This window comes from Rhodospira trueperi (genome assembly GCF_900101965.1).
Lineage (GTDB): Bacteria > Pseudomonadota > Alphaproteobacteria > Rhodospirillales > Rhodospirillaceae > Rhodospira > Rhodospira trueperi.
Map to the genome: position 1 here is coordinate 165,812 of NZ_FNAP01000008.1, position 17,243 is coordinate 183,054.

General features: G+C 67.3%; 17 protein-coding genes. 12 read left to right on the forward strand and 5 right to left on the reverse strand.

Going from position 1 to position 17,243, the window contains the following annotated elements:
* Positions 1-3: 3 nt before the first annotated feature.
* The 5 genes from clpA to BLS85_RS11990 all read left to right on the forward strand — a co-directional run bounded on the left by clpA (position 4) and on the right by BLS85_RS11990 (position 6,625).
* Positions 4-2,352: an ATP-dependent Clp protease ATP-binding subunit ClpA gene (clpA, locus tag BLS85_RS11970; RefSeq protein ID WP_092786568.1), complete on the forward strand. Its 2,349-nt coding sequence runs from the start codon at positions 4-6 to the stop codon at positions 2,350-2,352.
* A gap of 302 nt (positions 2,353-2,654) precedes the next feature.
* The gene (locus BLS85_RS11975) at positions 2,655-3,371 is read left to right on the forward strand and encodes a hypothetical protein (protein WP_143027175.1); all 717 of its coding nucleotides are present in this window, start codon (positions 2,655-2,657) and stop codon (positions 3,369-3,371) included.
* A 503-nt stretch (positions 3,372-3,874) separates the two neighbouring features.
* Complete coding sequence (locus BLS85_RS11980; protein ID WP_176793655.1) at positions 3,875-4,696, forward strand: protein phosphatase CheZ; 822 nt, start codon at positions 3,875-3,877, stop codon at positions 4,694-4,696.
* A 275-nt stretch (positions 4,697-4,971) separates the two neighbouring features.
* Positions 4,972-6,135, forward strand: coding sequence for an SPOR domain-containing protein (locus BLS85_RS11985; protein ID WP_092786574.1), 1,164 nt, complete (start codon positions 4,972-4,974; stop codon positions 6,133-6,135).
* Positions 6,136-6,148: 13 nt separating this feature from the next.
* Positions 6,149-6,625 (forward strand): hypothetical protein, encoded by a 477-nt coding sequence (locus BLS85_RS11990; protein ID WP_092786576.1) that lies wholly within the window; start codon positions 6,149-6,151, stop codon positions 6,623-6,625.
* Here BLS85_RS11990 and BLS85_RS11995 read toward each other — a convergent pair.
* Both BLS85_RS11995 and BLS85_RS12000 read right to left on the reverse strand, forming a co-directional pair.
* Positions 6,555-8,663, reverse strand: coding sequence for an O-linked N-acetylglucosamine transferase, SPINDLY family protein (locus BLS85_RS11995; RefSeq protein ID WP_092786578.1), 2,109 nt, complete (start codon positions 8,661-8,663; stop codon positions 6,555-6,557). The two genes, BLS85_RS11990 and BLS85_RS11995, sit on opposite strands and share 71 nt — an antisense overlap.
* Before the next feature lie 87 nt (positions 8,664-8,750).
* Positions 8,751-9,014, reverse strand: a complete 264-nt coding sequence (locus tag BLS85_RS12000) for a hypothetical protein (protein WP_092786580.1) — start codon at positions 9,012-9,014, stop codon at positions 8,751-8,753.
* Between the two features lie 243 nt (positions 9,015-9,257).
* On the opposite strand from BLS85_RS12000, the gene BLS85_RS12005 reads away from it, so the two are divergent.
* The gene (locus tag BLS85_RS12005) at positions 9,258-9,590 is read left to right on the forward strand and encodes a hypothetical protein (RefSeq protein WP_092786582.1); all 333 of its coding nucleotides are present in this window, start codon (positions 9,258-9,260) and stop codon (positions 9,588-9,590) included.
* Between the two features lie 183 nt (positions 9,591-9,773).
* On the opposite strand, the gene BLS85_RS12010 is transcribed toward BLS85_RS12005, so the two are convergent.
* Positions 9,774-10,331 (reverse strand): thermonuclease family protein, encoded by a 558-nt coding sequence (locus BLS85_RS12010; protein ID WP_176793657.1) that lies wholly within the window; start codon positions 10,329-10,331, stop codon positions 9,774-9,776.
* Positions 10,332-10,595: 264 nt separating this feature from the next.
* Here BLS85_RS12010 and BLS85_RS12015 point away from each other — a divergent pair, with 264 nt between their 5' ends.
* Together BLS85_RS12015 and BLS85_RS12020 are read left to right on the forward strand one after the other, a co-directional pair.
* A complete protein-coding gene (locus BLS85_RS12015) occupies positions 10,596-11,435 on the forward strand; it encodes a DUF502 domain-containing protein (RefSeq protein ID WP_092786586.1) in 840 nt (279 codons plus the stop codon).
* A gap of 33 nt (positions 11,436-11,468) precedes the next feature.
* Positions 11,469-12,188, forward strand: coding sequence for a hypothetical protein (locus BLS85_RS12020; protein ID WP_143027176.1), 720 nt, complete (start codon positions 11,469-11,471; stop codon positions 12,186-12,188).
* 16 nt (positions 12,189-12,204) lie between these two features.
* On the opposite strand, the gene BLS85_RS12025 is transcribed toward BLS85_RS12020, so the two are convergent.
* Complete coding sequence (locus BLS85_RS12025) at positions 12,205-13,215, reverse strand: complex I NDUFA9 subunit family protein (protein ID WP_092786590.1); 1,011 nt, start codon at positions 13,213-13,215, stop codon at positions 12,205-12,207.
* A gap of 549 nt (positions 13,216-13,764) precedes the next feature.
* On the opposite strand from BLS85_RS12025, the gene BLS85_RS19125 reads away from it, so the two are divergent.
* Positions 13,765-13,935, forward strand: a complete 171-nt coding sequence (locus BLS85_RS19125; RefSeq protein WP_176793658.1) for a hypothetical protein — start codon at positions 13,765-13,767, stop codon at positions 13,933-13,935.
* Positions 13,936-14,025: 90 nt separating this feature from the next.
* Here BLS85_RS19125 and BLS85_RS12035 read toward each other — a convergent pair whose 3' ends face one another.
* A complete protein-coding gene (locus tag BLS85_RS12035) occupies positions 14,026-14,931 on the reverse strand; it encodes a DMT family transporter (RefSeq protein ID WP_176793660.1) in 906 nt (301 codons plus the stop codon).
* A 259-nt stretch (positions 14,932-15,190) separates the two neighbouring features.
* Here BLS85_RS12035 and BLS85_RS12040 point away from each other — a divergent pair, with 259 nt between their 5' ends.
* Genes BLS85_RS12040 through BLS85_RS12050 form a run of 3 tightly spaced genes read left to right on the forward strand, consistent with a single transcriptional unit; the run spans position 15,191 to position 17,226 of the window.
* A complete protein-coding gene (locus tag BLS85_RS12040) occupies positions 15,191-16,120 on the forward strand; it encodes a 2-hydroxyacid dehydrogenase (RefSeq protein WP_176793662.1) in 930 nt (309 codons plus the stop codon).
* Positions 16,121-16,141: 21 nt separating this feature from the next.
* Positions 16,142-16,759, forward strand: coding sequence for a histidine phosphatase family protein (locus tag BLS85_RS12045; protein ID WP_092786597.1), 618 nt, complete (start codon positions 16,142-16,144; stop codon positions 16,757-16,759).
* Positions 16,756-17,226, forward strand: coding sequence for a methyltransferase family protein (locus tag BLS85_RS12050; protein WP_092786599.1), 471 nt, complete (start codon positions 16,756-16,758; stop codon positions 17,224-17,226). The genes BLS85_RS12045 and BLS85_RS12050 overlap by 4 nt, the downstream gene beginning before the upstream one ends.
* Positions 17,227-17,243: the final 17 nt, after the last annotated feature.

Here is a 17,243-nt window from a genome sequence, read left to right on the forward strand (position 1 = left end):
CCCATGCTCTCCCGCAACCTGGAAATGAGCCTTCATCGGGCGCTGGCGCTGGCCGCCGAACGCAATCATGAATATGCCACGCTGGAACACCTGCTGCTGGCCCTGGTGGATGACAAGGATGCGACCGCCGTTCTCAAGGCCTGTTCCGTGGATACAGAACGGTTGCGGGAGCAACTGGTCGGATTCGTCGACACCGAGTTGACCGGGCTTGTCGTCGACCGCATGGACGGGGACCCCAAGCCGACCGCCGGGTTCCAGCGCGTGGTGCAGCGCGCGGCCATTCACGTGCAGAGTTCCGGGCGCGAACAGGTGACCGGCGCGAACATCCTTGTGGCCATCTTCGCGGAACGGGAATCGCACGCCGTCTATTTCCTCCAGATGCAGGACATGACCCGCCTGGACGCGGTCAACTACATCTCCCACGGCATTGCCAAGGCGCCGGACAAGGCGGACACGAGGCCGCCGCAGGGCACCCAGGAGGGGACGCGCGAGGAAGAGGTGGTCAAGAAGGGCCAGGAGGCCCTGGACGCCTATTGCGTCAACCTGAACCGGAAGGCGGCGGACGGGCGGATCGATCCGCTGATCGGGCGCGACCTGGAGGTCGAGCGCACGATCCAGATCCTGTGCCGGCGCACCAAGAACAATCCGTTGCTGGTGGGGGAACCCGGGGTGGGCAAGACGGCCATCGCCGAGGGTCTCGCCAAGCGGATCGTCGAGGACGAGGTGCCCACCGTTCTGCGCGAGGCCACCATCTTCGCCCTGGACATGGGCTCGCTGCTGGCCGGAACGCGCTATCGCGGGGATTTCGAGGAGCGCCTGAAGGCCGTCATCAAGGAGTTGGAGGAGTTCGAGGGCGCGATTCTGTTCATCGACGAGATCCACACCATCATCGGGGCCGGTGCCACCTCTGGTGGGTCCATGGATGCGTCCAACCTGCTCAAGCCGGCTCTGGCCTCCGGGACCCTGCGCTGCATCGGATCGACCACCTACAAGGAATTCCGCAATCACTTCGAGAAGGACCGTGCCCTGGTGCGCCGGTTCCAGAAGATCGACGTCAACGAACCCAGCCTCGACGACGCCATCAAGATCGTCATCGGGCTCAAGCCGTACTACGAGGAACACCACCGCGTCCGCTATACCAACGACGCGGTGCGCGCCGCAGTGACCCTGTCGTCGAAGTACATCAACGACCGCAAGCTGCCGGACAAGGCCATCGACGTCATCGACGAGGTCGGCGCCTCGCGCATGCTGGTGCCGGAAAGCCGGCGCCGCAAGACGGTGACCGCCAAGGACATTGAGGAAATCGTGGCCAAGATCGCCCGCATTCCGCCCAAGGCGGTGTCGCGCGACGACCAGACGGCGCTGGCCAATCTGGAACGTGATTTGAAGACCATGGTGTTCGGTCAGGACAAGGCGATTGATGCCCTGTCCAGCGCCATCAAGCTGGCCCGGGCCGGTCTGCGCGAACCAGAAAAGCCCATCGGCTGCTACTTGTTCTCGGGGCCGACTGGCGTCGGCAAGACCGAGGTTGCGCGCCAGTTGTCGCGCACGCTGGGCGTCGAGCTGACCCGCTTCGACATGAGCGAGTACATGGAGCGCCACTCGGTCTCCCGCCTCATCGGCGCGCCGCCGGGCTACGTCGGCTTCGACCAGGGCGGCTTGCTGACCGACGCGGTGGATCAGCATCCGTACTGTGTGTTGCTCCTCGACGAGATCGAAAAGGCCCATCCCGACCTGTTCAACATCCTGCTGCAGGTCATGGATCACGGCAAGCTGACGGATCATGCCGGCAAGACGGTGGACTTCCGCAATACCATTCTCATCATGACCACCAACGCTGGCGCGCAGCAGTTGGCCAAGGCGGCCATCGGGTTCAACCGCGCGGACCGGCAGGGCGAGGATCAGGAAGAAATCGAGCGGATGTTCTCGCCCGAGTTCCGCAATCGGCTGGACGCTGTCATTCCCTTCGCCAGCCTCTCCGGAGAGGTGGTCGGCAAGGTGGTGGACAAGTTCATCATGGAACTGGAAGCCCAACTGGCCGACCGGGATGTCGTCATCGAACTGTCGGACGAGGCGCGCGCATGGCTGGCCCGCAAGGGCTATGACAAGCTGATGGGCGCGCGTCCGCTGGGACGGTTGATCCAGGAGAGCATCAAGAAGCCGCTGGCGGAAGAGTTGTTGTTCGGCCGTCTGACCAAGGGCGGCCAAGTGAGGGTCAACATCGCCGACAACGCGCCTGTTTTCGAGATCGAAACCTCTCGGGACAGCAAAGGCGGCTCCTCCGGACCCTCCGATGGCGGCGGGGACCCGCGCGACGGAGGCCGTGGCAAGACGCCGGAAATGGTGGAGTAGTCCGGCACGGCGGGCGCGGAGTCTGCCCGGAAGTAACAAGGAAAGGCGTTGGCAGGATTCTCCGCGTGGGAACCGCCAGCGCCTTTTCATGTGAGACGCGGCGGATCGAATCCATTTGTGCCGTGTGGATGAATTGTGCTCAAATCTCAACGGTCATGGCCCGTGGCCGTGGACCTGGGCGGATCGCCGGCTGGTTGGCGCGTGGCGGCCGTGCGGGTTCGCCTGCGAAGGCCGGCCGGGCGGTCGTGGGGTGGGGACGGCTCCGGCGGGGCGGACGGGCGATTCCCATCAAGGGCTGAACCATGACGTTCCGCAGGACATGCGCCAATCACACCATACAGTCGCTGACTCCTGGCGTGCCGCGGCGCCGCATCGCGCGCGGGTCGGCCAGCGGCAGCCCGGTACAGGGCATGAACCTCGGCGGTGCCGCGCAGGCCGTGGCGCGCCGCCGTGCGCTGGCCGGCATGAACCGGAGGATTGGCGCGCACGACAGCAACATCTTCTCCCAGTCCCGGGACGGCGGTTTTTCCGGCTTGGCGGCCCAGGGACTTGCGCCGGACAGCGCTGATTCGGTGCGCGGGCTTGGCCTCAGCGACATGGCCTGCATAACGCGCGCCGGCTTCAAGGTTGTCTTTCTTCAGATTGAGGCCGAACACAACAAAGTCGTCACGATGGTGCATGCCCTCATCGAGGTGTATTTCCGCCCTCCCAGTTATGTGATTGGCACGGTTCCGTTTCTGATCGGCAGCGTCAATATCGTGGCGAAACTGGCCGGGCCGCGATCCCTGTCTTCGGCGTGCCAGTGGACGACCAACATCACGGTGTCCTGTCCGTATCATCAGGGAAATGCCGATCAGCTTCCGACCGAGGTGAAGGAGATCGGTGTTGGGGCGTTCATCACGGGCGTCATCCAGACGCTGTTCGGGACCAGCCACGGGTTGACCCTGTTGGGGCTGGAGGGCTTTCGGCTTCCTGAATGCGGCGGAGAGTCAAGCAACGTCATTGTCATGGCGCGGTGACTCGCCAGGAGGGCGTGGCGGACCGGGCGGGTCGTTACTTTGTAAGGTTGATCAGCAGTTCTCATTTTGGCCGTACGGCCTCCGAAGGGAACGGCTGTGAGTCCCAGGCGCGAACCGAACGCCCTCCCCTGGATAGGCTATCATATTCACTCTTCTTCCCGCCGAAGCGGCGGCTCTTCGCTCGCGCGACAATGTGACTCGTCATTGCGAAGCCTCGTCGCAAGACGAGGGTGAAGCATTCCAGAGCGTAAAACACAAAGACTCGCCCTGGATTGCTTCGTCGCTCCGCTCTTCGCAATGACGATGGGTAGACGAGAAGTGTGAATCGGATAGCCGAAGGGGGGAGGAGAACAGGCCGGCACCGGCCGCAACCGGCGTTCTCCCTCCATCCTGAGAATTGCTGAAGGTTGATCGGCGGTTTTGCAACGCGGCCCGGAACGTCGTACGATGTGCGATGGAGACGATCCTTTTTTCGTATCCGGATTGCGATGAGGGGAACGGGCATGGGCGACGGCCAGGCAGCGGCCGGTAAGGTGGCGCGCAAGCGGTCTTTCTCGATCGAGAAGCACCTCAAACGGGGCGAAGACGGGGAATTGGCCTTCGATCTTGGGGCGGCGGCCGAAACCGGCGGGATCCGGCTGTTGGTGCAGGAAATCCGCGCGTTGCGCGCGGATATGGCGGAGGTGAAACACAGCCTGTCCGAAGGCGCGGCCAAGGCTGGGCCGTCCGCCCAACCGGAATTGGACCCGGGCCGGCATCCCGGGGCGTCGGAGGGGATCGAAGGGGACGAGGCCCAGATCCTGCGAATCGAGGTGGCGCGGATGGTGCGCAGCCTTGCCACGGCCAAGCGGGAGATCGCGGAAATCAAGCATCCGCTTCGGGAGCCGGATGACGACCGCATGACCAAGGCGGCGAGCGAACTGGACGAGATCGTCTCCGCCACCGAGGACGCCACCAACTCGATTCTGGATTCAAGCGAGGCGATCACCGCCCACTGTGCAGCCATCTTGTCCGAAATCGGCGACATGGACACCATTGCCCCGCGTCTGCACGACGTCAACGATCATGTCGCCCGCATCATGGAGGCCTGCAACTTCCAGGACATCACAGGGCAGCGCATTTCGAAGGTTGTCAGGACCCTGGAGTTCATAGAGGACCGCATCAAGACCATTGTGGAGGACTGGGGGCGTGACGCCTTCCTCGACCTGCCGTTGCCGGACGATGACGCGCCGTTGGACGAAGGCGACGAAAGTCATCTGCTGAATGGTCCGCAGTTGCAGAACAAGGGGTTGAGTCAGGGCGATATCGATTCCCTCTTCGACTGAAGGGATCCCGGCGCCGCCGTGCGACGCCGATCCACAGATGGCCGCTCTTTGGGCGGCCGGGGCCGTGGAGCCGCGCGCCCCGAAGGGCCGCCGCGGCGATCCAATCAAAGATTCAACAACATCAGTTCGGCGGCTTGACCCCAAGCCATCAGCGTCAATCCTCGCGTCGGCCGGTATTTTGCCTCAGTTTAGGCTTGATCGTCCCTACATCTAGTGATTCTCTTTCCAGGGGGCGGTGATGGGGCGGTCCCTGAGAGCGAAGGAGGAGGCGTCGGATGAGGTGCTCAAGCACGCGCGTCGAAACGGAGCCTGTTCGGGGATCGGTCGGATCGCGGGCTGGCGCGGTCGTTGCCGCGCTGTGTCTGATGGTGGCTCTCAGCGCCTGTGAGACGCCCCCCAAGGCGGGTGGCGGCGAGGATCAGGCCGGACCCCGCCATGTGGTCGATCCGGTGGGGCGGATCGGCCAGGCACCCCTGCCCACCTATGCCGTCGGCGATCAGTACGTGTTCGACAATCCGGAGGAGACCTGGACCATCCGCGATGTCGGGGATGACACGATCACCTGGGACAGCGACCTGGGTGGCATGAGGGTCACGCCGCGTGATCCGCTCATGCCCAGTCTGCTCTCCGGGTCGCCCGATGTCGGGACCGTGACCCGAGAGGTGCGCCAGAAGGCCGGCTCACTTTGGCCGCTCTCGATTGGCAACGAAGCCAGTTTCCTTGTGTCGGTCAGTATGGAGGGGCGCCCCGCGCAATCCCTGGCGTGGAACTGTCGCGTCGTGGGGACCACGCGGACCGAAGTTCCGCCCGGCTCCTTCAACACCTACAAGGTGGCGTGCGTGCGCTCCGACGGATTGCGGCTGTACACCTACCATTCTCCGACCGTGGGGTATTTCGTCCGCCGCGAGGTGACGACGTCGGACGAGCAGCAGCAGACACGCTCGCTTCTCGCGGTCAGCAACGGGCGGATCACGGCCCGGGGCATTCCCGATGCGCCGGCCCCCGTGGCCGCGCCGGCCGCGCCGGCCCAGTCCACGCCCCTGCCGGCGCCGGACGGCGCTTCTGCCACACCGGACGCGTCGACGCCGGTGGCACCCACGGCGCCCTTGGCGGCGACGCCTGCGCCCGCGCCCGCACCGCAACCCGTCGCCCAACCCGCGACCACAGCGGCGGCGCCCGGCGCTTGGGCCGGGGCGGGGGTGCGCGTGGGATCGTTCCGCACCATGGAGGGCGCGCGCACGGGCTGGGCCAATTTCCAGTCCGCCTATCCGGGGCTTCTCGGCGACCTGTCGCCCCGGATCGAGCGTGTGGATCTGGGAGACAAGGGCACCTACTACCGGGTCTACGGGGGACCGTTCCCGTCCGCGTCGGCGGCCCGCGACCTGTGCGGCCAGATCCCGGAAATGGGGTCAGTGTGTGACGTGAAGACCTTCAACTGACTGGGGGCCCGCCATGGCGGATCGTCGAGGTCGCCTGTCGGCCATCGTGGCCGCGCTGTCGGTGACCGCCGCGATCTCGGTTGGCGGCGTCGCTTGGGTCGCCATCAGTGATCGCGACGCGACCATTGCGGAGGCGCGGGACGACCTGTCCCAGGCACGCGACAGGATCGGCACCCTTGAGGTCGAGCAGGAAAACCTGTTGCTGGAACTGGAGGCGGCGCTTCGCATCGGCGAGCGGTTGAGCGATCAGGTCGACACCCTGGAGCGGGACCTCGCTGAGTCACGCGGGACCCGTTTGGAGGTGCGGGAGATCCGGAGCACCGCCGATTTCCCCATCCAGCGGGCCATGGCCGACGCGGGCGATACGGTGGCCGGGTTCGCTGCGCGCGAGGGGACCACGGAGGCGGTGGTGCGCGCGCTCAACCCGTGGCTGGAGGGGACGGAGACTCTGGAAACGTTCCAGACCCTGTGGGTCCCGAAACAGCAGTGACCTCATCCCACAGTGCGTTGTAGGCGTCCTCCAGTTGGCGGGCGTAGGCCGTCGGGTCGCACAAGGGCAGAGCCGCCAGCCGTCCGCGCAGCGCCGCCCGCAGCGTGGCGATGGTGCTCGGGTCGCGGGCCGCCGCGATGGCGCGGGACACGTACGCCTCTGGCGTCTCCGTGACCCAGTCGGTCAGACCGACCCGGCGCAGGTGCGAGGTGGCGTGACGTCCGCAGGGGTGCCGTCCGGCCAGCGTGATGACGGGCAGCCCCATCCATAGCAACTCCAGCACTGTCAGGCCGCCGGACCACGGATCGGCGTCGAGGGCAATGTCGGCCTCGCGGTACAGAGCCGCCATGCCGGCGCGGTTTCGGCCGCCCTCCAGCCGGACGCGATCCGAGGCAATGCCGTGCCGCGCCAGCCGGTCCAGAAAGGCGCGGCGCGCGTCGGCGCGGTCCAGGACCCGCGCCTGAATCAGCAGGCGGGCCTTCGGCAGGGCCGCGAGGATCCGGCCCCAGCGGTCGAGCAGCGGCCCGTTGATCTTGTCCATGCGGTTGAAGCTGCCAAAGGTGATGGTACCGGAGGCCAAGCAGGGCGGCGGGCCGGGGTCGGGCGCATCGGCCGGCGGGCTGAAGAAATAGGCGCCGTGCGGCAGCAAGATGGGCCGTTCAGACAACAGGCCCGGCTCGCCGGTGACGTGGTGGGCGTCGGTCAGCAGGCCGTCGAGGCTCGGCAGACCGACGCTGCCAAACACGTCGCCCCAGATCGCCTGCACGGGCGCGAGACGCTGGGCCAGAGCCTCCAGGGCCTGGGGCAGGGTGGTGGGTGTCAGCAGCACCAGAACATGGGGATCAAGCTGGCGCACGGCATTCCGCAGCGTTTCGGGGGTCGCGGCGCCGAGATCCCGCGTCGGCAGCCCGGGCACGTCCGGGGCCGCGCTGGGCGGGTGGTCGAGCGGGCAGGCGTGAACGAGATGACAGGCGATCCGCTCCCAGGCGTCCGGACGGGCATGCGCGGCGATGGCCGGCAGCGCCAGGGCCGGCACCTGGGGGCGTCCGAAATCGCCCAGGTAGACCACGCGCAGCGGTGACGCCGGGGCCGGCGCGAGTGTTGGCGGGGCAGAGGGGGCGGGGGGAGCCCATCCCTCGCGTTCGGCGCGGATGGTCTCGGCGGACACGCTCGGGGCATGATGCAGGATCGACAGCAGGTCGCCGATGTGGGCTGGCGTCCTGCGGACGGCGGGCGGGACCCGCAAGGCTAGCGTTACCGCCTCGTCGGCGCGTCCCTCCGCGACGCGATGCCCGGCCAGGGCGAGCAGCGCGCCGGGATGGCCCGGGGTCAGGCGAAGTGCGCGTGACAGGGCGGTCTCGGCGCCGTTGCCGTCGGATCGGCGCAGGGCGATGGAGGCCCGGGTCATCCAGGCGTCGGCGTACTGCGGAGCCAGGGCAAGGGCCGCGCGCACGGAGCGGGTCGCCTCGGTCAGGTTGCCGCGACGCATCGCGATCAGGGCGCGGACGTGGGGCAGGTTTGGGTCCCCGCCGGTTCCTTGGGGGAGCCGGCGGCTCAAGTGCTCGGCGCGATCCAGGTCCCCGGCGGTCAGCGCCGTCATGGCGGCGGCGCCCAGCGCGGTGGGGTCATCCGGTATCCATCTCGCCCAGTGGCGGGCCACCATCGCGGCACCGACGCCGTCTCCGGTTGCCTGGGCTGTGGCGTGGGCGGAGGAGAAGAGGTGGCGCAGCCTCAGGTCCGGTGCGTCGGCGGTTTCGGGGTCGATCACCAGGGCTCGAGACAGCGCGTCAATGCCGCCGACGCCGTCGCCCCCGTGATGGCGCAGCAGCCCGACGTTCCGCCAACTGGTCGCGTGCCCCGGAACGACGCGCAGCACGCTCCGGAACGTCGCCTCCGCCTCGGCGAGCCGGTTCGCCTGAAGATGCTCGACGGCGCGCCCGAACAGCGCGCGGGCGACCGCATCCCCCTCCGGTCCCGGAGGCACGGGGGTCCCGGTTTCAGGAGTCACCGGGGAGCCCGGGTATTCTACTTCTGCCATGGCCGACGATCCCGCCCGTCTGAATGGCCCGCACAGTAGAGCGGTCTCGGGCCGGATTCCAGGGGTGCGGTCGGCGCGGCCGTGACGTCAGGCGGCGTGGTGGAAATGGTCGTTGGAGCGACGGGCCTCAAGAGCATCGGGATCCGGCATGCGGGTCAGGCCCTGTTCCAGGACATAGCAGTCATGGAGCACGACCGCCGCGTCATGGGCGGTCTGACGTGTGCCGAACAGACGGGTCCACAGGGCGCGGAGGCCGGCGCGGGCCAGATCGGCCAAATAGCGGTCGCGCATCAGGTGGGCGCGAACCTGAAGTTCCAGCGGCGAATCGGAGCCGAACAGGGGGTCTGACATGGGAGCGATCCTTATCTGGTCAGGGGCAGATTTGTGTCAAATCTGCAACTATTTTCCGCAAACGAACTCGTCGTTTCTTTTGCTATTTGGGAATGTAAGACGTTTCGGGGGCGTCGGGATGTGCGTTTTCTGCAACGCGGAGTCCCGCCTCGGATGCAGGGGCGAGACGGAGGATGGTTCCGCGTATTGATTTAGGGGCGCGGCTCGGTCACGATGCGATCCGGATTGGAGAGGGAGAGCGCCATGTCCGGGGTCACTGATGACCGCGCCCACATGATGGCCCAACGCCGCTTCCTGGAAGAGGTGGAGATGGCGGTTCGCGCGGCCAATCAGGAGATCATTGGCCACAAGCTGCCGCAGTTGAACCGGACCAGCTTTTTCAAGCTGGCCGTGTCGATCGCGCGTCTGCGCGCGAGCTATCTGGAGGCGGTTCTGGCCGTGGACTGGGACCATGCGGACGAGGCCCAGTTGGCAGCCGTGCAAAGCCGGCGCGTGTTGTTCGAGGAGGCGCGGAAGGGGTTTGAGTCCCTGCAACACGCTTTCGAGCGCGGCTACATTCCCATTAAGGACACCTAAGGCCTGACACTTGATACGGAAGCCGGAGGATTGGTTCGGCGTGTCGATGATCAAGTGTAGGGCGGGTGACCGAAGGACAGCCGCTGAGCGACACCCCGGCGGCTGTCCTTCGGCCAGCCGTCCTACAGGTGCGAACGATTGAACCGGAAACCGTATGAGGCCGATTAAGCCGAACCTTGTCGTTCAGTGCGCCGCGCGCCACTCCGCCGGGCGTTCGAAGGTCCCGATCCACATGCCCGCGTGTTCGGCGCGCGCCGCCCCCTCTTCGCGGGCGTAGCGCGTGCCGTCCGAAACGGCCAGTCCCAGCCGCACCATCGTATGATTGAGTTCGACGTCGTCGACGTGGCATACGGCGATCAGCGCGCCGTCACGGTTCCAGGAGTTGCCCTCGCAGGTCACCGTCCTGTCCAGGGTCAGGCGCAGCAGGGTGGAGGCCGCCTGCAGGCCGCAGGGCCATTCCCGTGCGTCATGGAGGCAGGTCTGTTCCAGTTCCGGGGCGTCGATGCCGTACAAGACGACCTCCTGGCCGCCCCGGCATTTGCCGTAGGCGCGTCGCCCGTCGATGTGCAGGGTGTCTCCGTCCTCAATGCAGGCCGAACCGGCGGCATCGGCTTGGGCCGGTGTTGCCGATCCGCCGACCAGCAGCAAGACGGCGCAGCCGACCGCGCGGACCGCATCCCGGGCCGGACGGCGCTCCGGCTCTGATCCAGCCGGGACAGCGGTATCCGGACGAGGGCCCATGGCGACGGTGCCTTTCATACGCGGGTGGTGCCGGATGACCGGGCTTGGGGCGATGTGGTTTGCGGAAGGCCATGGACAGACACATCAAACTGGCCGATGAATACTCTACCATGTTTTTGTGACCCCGTCGTCGTCACTGCCCCTGATTTCGCCGTATTGTCGCCTCAGAACCTGCGGTGAGCGGACTTTGCCGCCGTGTCATCTGACGGCGTCCGGGATCCGGTCTCGCCCGCGTGCCCCGTTTTCAGAAGTGTTGAAGCCAGAATGCCCAGGAAAGCAAAACCATCGCCCAGGTCCGGCAAACCCACCGGGGTTTCGCCCGGTGCGTCGCACGGGGACAGCCCCGACGTTGATCCGCTGTCCCTGACTGCGCGTCTGCGCAACCATTTTTTCGCGGGCATTCTGGTGACGGCGCCCGCCGCCATCACCTTCTTCGTGGCCTGGAAATTCATCGAGTTCGTCGACAAGCGCGTCGCCGCCTTCATTCCCGAACAGTACCACATGCCGTTCAGCATTCCGGGGGTCGGATTGCTGGTGATGGTGGTCCTGCTGATGGGTGTGGGGGCGTTCGCCACCGGACTGGTGGGGCGTATCCTGGTGCGGATCGGGGAGCGTCTGCTCAACCGCATGCCCCTGATCCGCAACATTTACGGCGCGCTGAAGCAGATCCTGGAGACGGTTCTGGCTCAGCAATCCACCGCCTTCCGGCAAGTGGTCCTGGTCGAGTACCCGCGCCGGGGCATCTGGGCCATCGCCTTCATCACCGGTGTGACCGAGGGTGAGGTGCAGAACCTGACGGCCCAGGAATGCGTGAACGTCTTCCTGCCCACGACGCCCAACCCGACGTCGGGGTTCCTGCTGTTCGTGCCGCGCCAGGACATGATCGTGCTCGACATGTCGGTCGAGGAGGGGATCAAGATGGTCATCTCCGGTGGTATCGTCACACCGCCGGATCGCCGGCCCGAGGAGGTGCGGCGCGTTCCCCTGGTCGATACCACGCCTGACACCGACCCCGGCCCGGGCCACAAACGGGTCGCCGTCGCGCGGGACAAGAGTGAAGGCCATGCGACCGACGACGACGCGAACGGCCGGGCGACGGCCTGAGCCCAACCCTGACCAGCAGACGGGACAGTGATCGTGGCCCCCTTCTCAGATCGGTCATCGCCGAAGGCGCCGTCCGACTCCGGTGCGGGATCCGTTTGGCCGGCGGCCGTTGGGTGCGCGCTGCTGATGGGGGCTCTGGCGGCGGCGTTGGCGTGGCATGAACCCCTTCTGGGGCAGACATCCATCGTTCTCGATGCTCTGGGGCGCTGGGCACCGGTGCCGCTCGGGGGGGTGGCTGCGGTGTGCCTGTGGCGGGCCCGGCGGCCGCGTCGCCCCGGCCGTCTGACACCGGGGCAGGCGGGGATTATTCTGGTGGGGACCGTGGTCGGCGCGGCGGTCCTGGGGGCTCTCGACGGGCCGCTTGAGCGGTCCGAGGGCGAGGCCCCGGCCACGCCGACCGGGGTGATAGGGCCGCCGTCCGATCCGCAGGTGCGTGAGGCGGCGCGCCGGGCCGCCGCCCGGTTGCAGGACCCCGCAGTGCGCGCCGCCGACGCCGCCATTGCGCGTCATTGCGAGGGGCTTGGTCCCACGGATGCGGCCGAACGGCTCGACTGCGTTCTGTCCTTCATCCCGGTGCGGCCGGCGCTTGAGGCGGCCCTGCGCGGACGGGCCGGGAACACGGCGCTGGCCGACCATCTGGTCGCCTGTGCCGGGGTGAGCCCCGGAACCCGATCCACCGCCGGTGACCCCCCTTGGGATCCCGCGCGCGACTGTGCGCCCTGGCCCGCCCCGGCGGAGGGAGATCCGGATTGACCGTCGGGGCCGTCGTTCAGGAGGGCCGCATTACGACATTGCGGTGGTGGGGGCGGAACCGGTGCATGTACGTCGGCAGAATGGCTTCCGCCGCCGTCGGCTCAATTCCCAACGCCTCAAGGCCCGGCCTTTCCCCGGTTACGACGTTGTCGGTCTCCAGCAGGCGGACCTGATCCGGCGTGATGAGCGGCTTGGGCATGAATTGCAGCACCTTGGCTTGTATGCGGGCGACCCAGAACGGCACCGGCACCACTTTGGTGTGCCGCTCGCACTGCTCGACCACCAGGTCCATGATCTCGCGCATGCTGTAGGCGCGGGGGCCGCCAAGGTCGAAAGTCTTGCCCTGGTGTGCGTCCTCCGTCAGGCAGCGCATCACCGCCTCCGACACATCGCCGACGTAGACCGGCTGGAACCGGGGACCTCCCGAGCCCTTGAGGTCGACGCCCTTGCGGCCCTGATCGTTCCGAACCGTGCGGAAGGCGTCGTTGACGTAGTACGGCAGCGCGGGGAGAAGGCGGGTCATCGACCCGAACATGTTGAAGAAGTTGTCGTGCGGGCCGAAGACGACGGACGGCCGCAGAATGCTGGCCTCCGGGAAGTGGGCGCGTACGGCGGCCTCGCCTTTTGCCTTGGTTTGGGCGTAGACGGCCTTTGAACTCTCATCGGCGCCCAGCGCCGAGACATGCACGAACCGGCGCGCGCCAGCGGCCTTGGACAGGCGGGCGATGCGGTCGGGCGCGTCCACATGCATGGCCTGGAAGGTACGGCGCGGCGTCTCGTATAGGATCCCGATCAGGTTGATGACGGCGTCGGCGCCCTCGACCGCGCGCGCCACCGAGGCGTCGTCGCCGACGTGGACCTTCAGGGGCGCGATCTGGCCGAGATCGCCGAGAGGCTTCAGGAATGCGGCCTTGTGCGGATCGCGCACCGCCACACGCACCCGAACACCCCGCGTCGCGAGGTCCTGCACGATCTGGCGGCCTAGGAAACCGCTGCCGCCGAAGACCGTCACCAGACGAAGTGACATTGCATTCTCCCTTGTTCGTGGGTGTTGAAGGTACGTTGCCGGACGATGGTCGGTTCAAAGGACGGGGTGCGGTGCCGGATCGCGGCCCGGACTGTCGCCGGGCGTGTCATCCCGGGATCACCAAGGATGCCATTTTCGCCCGCGCCCGGGCAATTGGATTGGACGCGCCGACGCTCGCCCGCGCCAGGCGGCCGGAGGCCGTGCGCCGCGACCTGGGTTTGTTTCTCGACCAGGGCCGCCACGGAGATATGGCCTGGATGGAGACCACCCGCAACCGCCGGGGCGGCCCACGCGTGCCGCTGCCTGAGGCAGCCCGAGAAGGTGGAGGCGGACCGTGATGTGGGCGCGGAATGGCTGGGTCGGGTGCGCGGGGTTGGACGATCAAGGACGGAAATAAAATTGCGCGCCAGCCCCTTCCCACGAAATAATCAGGGTTGTTAGGCGTGACCATCGTCCCCATACTCACGTCAGACGCGGGTGAGTGTGCGCCATCCGCCGGGCTGCGACAGCCCGCGTTCCCGCATTCCGTCCCATCGAGGAGGATCGTCCATGCTTAAGACCGCGACCGTTGCCTTTGCCGCCGCCCTCTTCGCCTCGTCCGCCGCGATGGCGTGCAGCGGCTGGAAGTCCGCCGAAAACCCCAGGCCCATCACCACCGCCCAGGTGGACGGTTCTACGCTCAGCCCGGCGCCCTGGACGACCGGAGAGAGCCGCAACTAGCCATCTGTCGTCGCCTGTCCGGACGGACAGGCAAAGGAGAGGTCTCCGGGGCCGGGCGGCAAGCGTCCGGCCCCTTTCCCATATCGAAGACTATCCCGTCCCATCGAGGGGCGGGGCCGCCGTGGCGGGCGGCGTTCGGCGCCGCATCAGGGCCAGCATGCTGTTGCCGGCGATGGCGCCGACCACCAGAGCGCCGCCCACGAGCGTCATCGGGGCCGGCACTTCGCCGACGCCAACCCAGGCCCAGATCGGTCCCAGCACGGTCTCGATCAGAGCCAGCAGGGCCACCTCCGCCGCCGGAATATACCGCGCGCCACTGGTGTACAGGGACAGGGCCAGCGGGGTGACCAACAGGCCCATAATCATGATCACCAGCATGTCGGCACGGCTGACCGACCAGGGATCGCAGAACCAGAAGGCGACGCCCGCGCTGATCAGGCCGCCGAAGGCCACCACGGGCACCGTGTCGCGGTCCCCGGCCTTGCGCAGCAGAACAAGCGCGGTGCCCATGCTCAGCGGAATTCCCAGGGCGACCAGATCGCCGGACAGCGTGCCGCCACCCAGGCTCAATGATCCCGACATGATGATGACCACGCCGAGGAACGACAGGGCGATGGCCCCCCAGGTCCGCCCTCGTACCCGCTCGCCGATGAAGGCCAGTCCGATCAGGGCGCTGAACAGCGGCAGCGTGGCCAGCACGACCAGCGTGTTGGCCACCGTCGTCATGGTCATGGCGGTGACGAAGGCGATGTTCGAGATGCCGATCATGACCGAGGCCCAGACACCCAGCCGGCCCATCCCGCGCACGTGTGACACGACGCGCCGCCGGCGCGTCGCGGCGAGCACGAGGAAGAGCACCAGGGACGATAGCAGGGTGCGCCAGAAGATGATCTGGAACGAATCGGCCTCCTCGACCAGCTTGACCAGCAGCCCGTCCGGGCTGATGACCAGCATGCCGCTTGCGGACAGGAACAGGCCTTTCAGATAGAGCGACATTCGGAACCATCCGGAAGAGCGAGAGAGGGACGCGGGACAGCGCGGGTCCCAGTCGATCCCGATGGGCTGTATCATGGCCGCCGGAGATCGGGAAGGGGCGGGGTCCCGACGCGTCGGGTCGCGTGAACGCGCGTCCGGCGACGGCCCGTCTTGTGTCCGCAAGGCGGCGGTGGCACAAAGGCCTGCCACCGGCCGGTGGTTTTCTCCCGTGCCGGGCGGGCGCGGTACCGTGGCGCCATCGCGGTTGGGACCCCTGCCGATGACGATTTTGTTTTGCAGCGAGTTTGATCGCGCCGAGGATTATCGATGCGTGCTGGCCGAACGTCTGCCGGACATGCCGTTCCGGGCGTATCCTGATGTCGGCGCGCCCGAGAACATCCGATACGCCCTGGTCTGGTGCCCGCCGCTGGGCCTGCTTCCGTCGCTGCCCAATCTGCGGGCCGTGTTCAACCTGGGCGCGGGCGTGGACGGCATCCTGGCGGACTCCGACGTGCCGGCCGATGTGCCGGTGATCCGGTTGTGCGATGCCGGTTTGGCGCCGCAGATGGTCGAATGGGTGCTGTACGGCGTGTTGCGCTTTCACCGCCGGTTCGATGACTACGAGGCGGAACAGGCCGCTGGACGCTGGACTCGGCTGAACGCGCCGCCGGCGTCGGCGGTGCGGGTCGGCCTTCTGGGACTGGGCGTGCTGGGGCAGGCGGTGGGGCGCCGACTGGTGGACATGGGGTATACGGTCAGCGGCTGGAGCCGGCGTCCGAAGACGGTCCCCGGAGTGGCGAGCCATCACGGCCGGGAAGGGCTGGATGTCATGGTGAAGGCCACCGACATCCTGGTCTGCCTGCTGCCCCTCACCGATGAGACCCGGGGCATCCTGAACCGGGAGACCCTCGAAAAACTGCCGCATGGGGCCGCTGTCATCAATGCCGGGCGTGGGGGGCATCTGGTGGATGCCGATCTTCTGTCGCTGCTGGACTCCGGCCATGTGCGGGGCGCGCTGCTGGATGTCTTCGAGCCGGAGCCCCTGGCGCCGGACCACCGATTCTGGGCGCATCCCCGGGTGCGCGTGACGCCGCATGTCGCGGCGGTGACGCTTGTGGAGCCGTCGTGCGACCAGATTGCCGACACCATTCTGGGCCTGGAGCGCGGCGAGGCGCCGTCCGCCGAGGTGGACCGCATCGCCGGGTACTGAAACGGGGGAACTGAGACGACCATGGCAATGCAAACCATGCGCGGGCTGCTGGATGGGCCCTTCTATTTCATGCGTCACGGGGAAAGCACGACCAACGCCAAGGACCACGTGGCGGGCCTGACGGATGCCCATCTTTCAGAGATCGGCCTGCGGCAGGCGGCCGATGCGGCCGAGCAACTGCGCGGAACTGACTTGGTCAGTGTGATCGTGACCGGCCTGTACCGCACCCACCAGTCGGCGATGCCGATCCTGGAGCAGAAGGGCCTCACCCCCTTCGTCGAGCCCGGTCTGAACGAGCGCGATTGGGGGGAACTGGAGGGGCGGCCCCTTAGCGAGCGTCCCAGCACGTTCTACGATCCGCCCGGCGGGGAAACGTGGGACGCGTTCGCGGATCGCATCTGGCGCGCCGCCCAACATGTCCGCGTTCCGGTTCCGACGCTGTTGCTGGCGCACTCAGGGACCTTCCGGGCGATATTGTACAAGATGGGGTTCGGCAAGGTTCGCCCACAACTGGGCAATGCGGCCCTGGTGGAGTTCCGTCCCCTGACGCCGGCCCCGGCCGAAGGTCCGGCCTGGGAGGTGGTCGATCTGGCCGGTGTGCCCATGGAGATCACGCCGCTGAAGGAGGACATGACATGATCGGCGGCGGCTCCGACGCGCGGCCCTGGCGTGGGCCGACGCCCCCGATGATCAGCACCATCGTGCTGATCGCGATGTTCGCCTCTCATTTCCTATGGCCTGGCGCCGTCCTGCTGCCCTGGCCGTGGGACCTGGTCGGTGTCGTGGCGTTGGCGGCGGGGCTGGGGCTGGCGGTCTGGGCGATGATCTGTTTCGTGCGCGCGGGAGCGGAGGCGCGCCCCTTTGAGGACGCTTCGGTGCTGGTCGTCGACGGCCCCTACCGGTTCACGCGCAACCCGATGTATCTCTCCATCGTGGTGTCCTTGGTGGGGGTGGCCCTGGTGATGGGCACCCTGACGCCGTGGCTGGGACCGGTGGCCATGGCCCTGTGGCTGGACGGGTTCACCCGTAAGGAAGAACGGCATGTTCGGGCGGCGCTCGGGGCCGATTACGAGGCCTATCAGGCGCGGGTGCGGCGTTGGTTCTGAGCCCGGTCCCCGGACGC

Excerpts from the sequence above, each read along its gene's own strand:
- clpA (WP_092786568.1), top strand. The coding sequence starts at position 4 with ATGCTCTCCCGCAACCTGGAAATGAGCCTTCATCGGGCGCTGGCGCTG.
- BLS85_RS11975 (WP_143027175.1), top strand. The coding sequence starts at position 2,655 with ATGACGTTCCGCAGGACATGCGCCAATCACACCATACAGTCGCTGACT.
- BLS85_RS11980 (WP_176793655.1), top strand. The coding sequence starts at position 3,875 with ATGGGCGACGGCCAGGCAGCGGCCGGTAAGGTGGCGCGCAAGCGGTCT.
- BLS85_RS11985 (WP_092786574.1), top strand. The coding sequence starts at position 4,972 with ATGAGGTGCTCAAGCACGCGCGTCGAAACGGAGCCTGTTCGGGGATCG.
- BLS85_RS11990 (WP_092786576.1), top strand. The coding sequence starts at position 6,149 with ATGGCGGATCGTCGAGGTCGCCTGTCGGCCATCGTGGCCGCGCTGTCG.
- BLS85_RS11995 (WP_092786578.1), bottom strand. The coding sequence starts at position 8,663 with ATGGCAGAAGTAGAATACCCGGGCTCCCCGGTGACTCCTGAAACCGGG.
- BLS85_RS12000 (WP_092786580.1), bottom strand. The coding sequence starts at position 9,014 with ATGTCAGACCCCCTGTTCGGCTCCGATTCGCCGCTGGAACTTCAGGTT.
- BLS85_RS12005 (WP_092786582.1), top strand. The coding sequence starts at position 9,258 with ATGTCCGGGGTCACTGATGACCGCGCCCACATGATGGCCCAACGCCGC.
- BLS85_RS12010 (WP_176793657.1), bottom strand. The coding sequence starts at position 10,331 with ATGGGCCCTCGTCCGGATACCGCTGTCCCGGCTGGATCAGAGCCGGAG.
- BLS85_RS12015 (WP_092786586.1), top strand. The coding sequence starts at position 10,596 with ATGCCCAGGAAAGCAAAACCATCGCCCAGGTCCGGCAAACCCACCGGG.
- BLS85_RS12025 (WP_092786590.1), bottom strand. The coding sequence starts at position 13,215 with ATGTCACTTCGTCTGGTGACGGTCTTCGGCGGCAGCGGTTTCCTAGGC.
- BLS85_RS19125 (WP_176793658.1), top strand. The coding sequence starts at position 13,765 with ATGCTTAAGACCGCGACCGTTGCCTTTGCCGCCGCCCTCTTCGCCTCG.
- BLS85_RS12035 (WP_176793660.1), bottom strand. The coding sequence starts at position 14,931 with ATGTCGCTCTATCTGAAAGGCCTGTTCCTGTCCGCAAGCGGCATGCTG.
- BLS85_RS12040 (WP_176793662.1), top strand. The coding sequence starts at position 15,191 with ATGACGATTTTGTTTTGCAGCGAGTTTGATCGCGCCGAGGATTATCGA.
- BLS85_RS12045 (WP_092786597.1), top strand. The coding sequence starts at position 16,142 with ATGGCAATGCAAACCATGCGCGGGCTGCTGGATGGGCCCTTCTATTTC.
- BLS85_RS12050 (WP_092786599.1), top strand. The coding sequence starts at position 16,756 with ATGATCGGCGGCGGCTCCGACGCGCGGCCCTGGCGTGGGCCGACGCCC.